Source organism: Pseudomonas sp. (assembly GCF_050739655.1).
Classification (GTDB): Bacteria; Pseudomonadota; Gammaproteobacteria; order Pseudomonadales; family Pseudomonadaceae; genus Aquipseudomonas.
The window spans coordinates 1-4,171 of sequence record NZ_JBOIBY010000249.1; the positions used below are offsets into that span (position 1 = coordinate 1).

At 54.4% G+C, this 4,171-nt stretch carries 2 protein-coding genes and 1 pseudogene; all 3 read right to left on the reverse strand.

Annotated features, from left to right (window positions below; all coding sequences use genetic code 11):
- A pseudogene (locus ACRESJ_RS12140) lies at positions 1 to 71 on the reverse strand (DNA-binding protein HU); the annotation flags it as partial.
- Positions 72 to 220: 149 nt separating this feature from the next.
- Positions 221 to 2,617, reverse strand: a complete 2,397-nt coding sequence (lon, locus tag ACRESJ_RS12145) for an endopeptidase La (RefSeq protein ID WP_431758103.1) — start codon at positions 2,615 to 2,617, stop codon at positions 221 to 223.
- Positions 2,618 to 2,843: 226 nt separating this feature from the next.
- The gene (gene clpX / locus ACRESJ_RS12150) at positions 2,844 to 4,127 is read right to left on the reverse strand and encodes an ATP-dependent Clp protease ATP-binding subunit ClpX (protein WP_431758104.1); all 1,284 of its coding nucleotides are present in this window, start codon (positions 4,125 to 4,127) and stop codon (positions 2,844 to 2,846) included.
- Positions 4,128 to 4,171: the final 44 nt, after the last annotated feature.

Sequence of the window (4,171 nt, forward strand, 5' to 3'; positions counted from 1 at the left end):
GCACGGCCAGCAGCAGCTTTCGGGATATCAGCGGATGCAGCGATAGCATCAATCAGTTCCGACTTGTTCACTCTAAGTCCCCTTATATCTATTTGAGTATGATTCTAAGTTTTTTTGGTGAAAGCAATAACGAGTGCTGAATGGCCTACAGACACTTAAGAGCCGCTTTATAACAAGGGCTCTAAAAAACTGTCAAGGAAGCCCCCCAGGCAAATACGTACTAATGCGTGCTAATTCTTTCCTTGGAATCGGACTCGCGTTTTTCATCCTTCGCGACAATCTCCGGAGCCACATCTGGCAAGGGCTCCGGCGCGTATTGCAGCGCAATTTGCAGGACCTCGTCAATCCATTTAACTGGTTTAATCTGTAGATCTCGCTTGATATTGTCAGGAATTTCCTTCAGATCGCGAACATTCTCTTCGGGAATGATCACGGTCTTGATTCCGCCACGGTGAGCAGCGAGCAGTTTTTCTTTCAAACCACCGATCGCCAGCACCTGACCACGCAAGGTAATTTCCCCGGTCATGGCCACGTCCGCACGTACTGGAATGCCGGTCAATGCCGATACCAGCGCCGTGCACATGCCCACACCGGCGCTAGGACCATCCTTCGGCGTTGCCCCCTCAGGCATGTGGATGTGGGTGTCGCGCTTCTCGTGGAAGTCCAGGGGAATGCCCAGGCTCTTCGCACGGCTGCGAACCACAGTCTGGGCTGCGGTGATCGACTCGACCATCACGTCACCCAGAGAACCGGTCTTGATCAACTGCCCCTTACCTGGAACGACAGCGGCTTCAATGGTCAACAATTCGCCGCCCACTTGAGTCCACGCCAACCCGGTAACCTGGCCAATCTGATCCTGTTGCTCAGCCAGGCCATAGCGGAATTTGCGCACGCCCAGGAAGTGCTCCAGTGCGTCTGCAGTCACCTTCACCGAGAAGCGTTTTTCAAGCGCATGCTCTTTGACCGCCTTACGGCAGACCTTGGCAATCTGGCGCTCCAGGCCACGTACGCCGGCTTCGCGAGTGTAATAACGAATGATGTCGCGGATCGCTTCCTCGTCGAACTCCAGTTCACCCTTCTTCAAACCATTGGCAGTGATCTGCTTCGGCGAAAGGTACTTCACGGCGATGTTGATCTTCTCGTCTTCGGTGTAGCCAGGCAGACGAATCACTTCCATCCGGTCCAACAGCGCCGGCGGGATATTCATGGAGTTCGAGGTGCACAGGAACATCACATCAGACAGGTCGTAGTCGACCTCCAGATAGTGATCGTTGAAGTTGTGGTTCTGCTCGGGATCGAGCACTTCCAGTAACGCCGACGCCGGATCGCCACGCATATCGCTGCCCATCTTGTCGATTTCATCGAGCAGGAACAGCGGGTTGCGGACGCCCACTTTAGTCATCTTTTGAATCAATCTTCCTGGCATCGAACCGATGTAAGTACGGCGATGGCCACGAATTTCTGCCTCATCACGCACGCCGCCGAGAGCCATGCGCACGAATTTGCGGTTGGTGGCGTGAGCAATCGATTCCGCCAGAGAGGTTTTACCCACCCCAGGAGGACCGACCAGACACAGCACTGGACCACGAATTTTCTTCACACGCTTTTGTACGGCGAGATATTCAAGAATCCGCTCTTTGACTTCTTCCAGACCGTAGTGGTCGGCATCGAGAATGTCTTCTGCCCGCGCCAGATCCAGACGTACCTTGCTCTGGGCCTTCCAAGGCACCTGAACCAGCCAGTCAATGTAGGAGCGCACCACAGTCGCTTCCGCAGACATTGGCGACATTTGCTTGAGCTTGTTCAGTTCAGCCGTAGCCTTGGCGAGCGCGTCTTTCGGCAGGCCGGCGGCATCGATACGCTTTTTCAGCTCTTCGACTTCGTTGTGGCCTTCGTCGCTGTCACCGAGTTCTTTCTGAATGGCCTTCATCTGCTCGTTCAGGTAGTACTCGCGCTGACTGCGCTCCATTTGCTTTTTGACGCGACCGCGAATGCGTTTTTCGACTTGTAGCAGATCGATCTCGGCATCCAGCAACGCCAGAACGTGCTCGACCCGAGCGGACAAATCGATGATTTCGAGGATTTCCTGCTTCTGCTCGATTTTCAGGGCCATGTGTGCGGCCATGGTGTCGACCAGTCGCCCTGGCTCGTCGATGCTGTTTAGCGACGACAGGACCTCAGCGGGGACTTTCTTGCCCAGCTGTACGTATTGCTCGAACTGCGACAGCAGGCTGCGGACAAACACTTCCGACTCGCGCTCTGGCGCGTCGACTTCATCAATCAACGAAACTTCGGCGCGGCAATGGCCATCCACTTCGCTGAAGCGCTCCACGGCGCCCCGCTGCTCGCCTTCGACCAGAACCTTGACCGTGCCGTCAGGCAGCTTGAGCAACTGCAGAACGGTTGCAATCGTACCTACGCGATATAGCGCGTCTTCGCCGGGATCGTCGTCAGCAGGGTTTCTCTGAGCCAGCAGAAGGATCTGCTTGTCGCCCGTCATCGCTGCCTCAAGGGCTTCGATGGATTTCTCGCGACCCACGAACAGCGGGATAACCATGTGCGGATAAACCACGACATCACGCAATGGCAGGAGAGGCAATTCGATGGTTGTCTTCATGATTTCGCCTCTACGGCGGCCATAAGGCCGGAAACAGATGGAAGTAAGCTTGAAACCAAGATGGGGGCTAGTTTGGAAAAAAACAAGCGGATAAAAACAGTAAAAGATCGCTGCCTAACGAATTTAAGGAAAAACAGCGGCAGCGAGGCCTCCATCGTCGACAGCATACCCCCCAAAAAAAGCAAAGGGGCCAAAAGGCCCCTTCTTTTACCCAACTGCATGACGCTTAAGCGTCTGGCGCAGCCTTGGCAGGTTTCTCATTGTTCTCATAGATGAACAATGGCTGAGACTTGCCTTCTATAACGCTTTCATCGATCACTACTTTACTCACATCGGATTGCGATGGGATTTCATACATAGTGTCGAGCAATACGCCTTCGAGAATCGAACGCAACCCGCGAGCACCGGTCTTGCGTTCCAGTGCGCGCTTGGCAACCGATTTCAGGGCGTCGGTGCGGAATTCCAGATCCACGCCTTCCATCTCGAACAGCTTGGCGTACTGCTTGGTCAGAGCATTTTTCGGCTCGGTGAGGATCTGCATCAAAGCAGCTTCATCAAGCTCGTCCAGCGTAGCGAGGACCGGCAGACGACCGACGAACTCAGGGATCAGACCGAACTTGACCAAATCGTCAGGCTCGACTTCACGCAGGGATTCACCGACTTTCTTGCCTTCTTCCTTACTGCGCACTTCTGCGTTGAAACCAATGCCACCTTTGGTGGAACGGTTTTGAATGACTTTTTCCAGGCCGGAGAAAGCACCACCGCAGATGAACAGGATGTTACGGGTGTCGACCTGAAGGAATTCTTGCTGCGGATGCTTGCGACCACCTTGTGGTGGAACGGAGGCGACCGTACCTTCGATCAACTTGAGCAGGGCCTGCTGCACGCCTTCACCGGAAACGTCCCGGGTGATCGACGGGTTGTCAGACTTGCGCGAGATCTTGTCGATTTCATCGATGTAGACAATACCCATCTGGGCCTTTTCCACGTCGTAATCGCACTTCTGCAACAGCTTCTGAATGATGTTCTCGACATCTTCACCCACGTAACCCGCCTCAGTAAGGGTGGTTGCGTCAGCAATGGTGAACGGAACGTTCAGCAAACGGGCCAACGTTTCGGCAAGCAGGGTTTTACCCGAGCCTGTCGGGCCGATCAGCAAGATGTTGCTCTTGCCGAGTTCGACGTCGTCATTCTTTTTGTCACGCTGATTCAGGCGCTTGTAGTGGTTGTAAACCGCTACGGCCAGAACCTTTTTCGCACGCTCCTGACCAATCACATACTGATCGAGGATGCCGCTGATTTCTTTTGGCGAAGGCAATTTATGCGCGCTGCTTTCGGCCTGTGCTTCCTGCACCTCCTCGCGGATGATGTCGTTGCACAGGTCGACGCACTCGTCGCAGATAAAGACCGAGGGGCCGGCAATCAATTTGCGTACTTCATGCTGGCTTTTGCCACAGAAGGAGCAATAGAGCAGCTTGCCGTTGTCCTCGCCGTTGCGGGTGTCAGTCATTCGTTCGATCCAAATCCGATAGGCTTGCAACACAAGATGAAGGC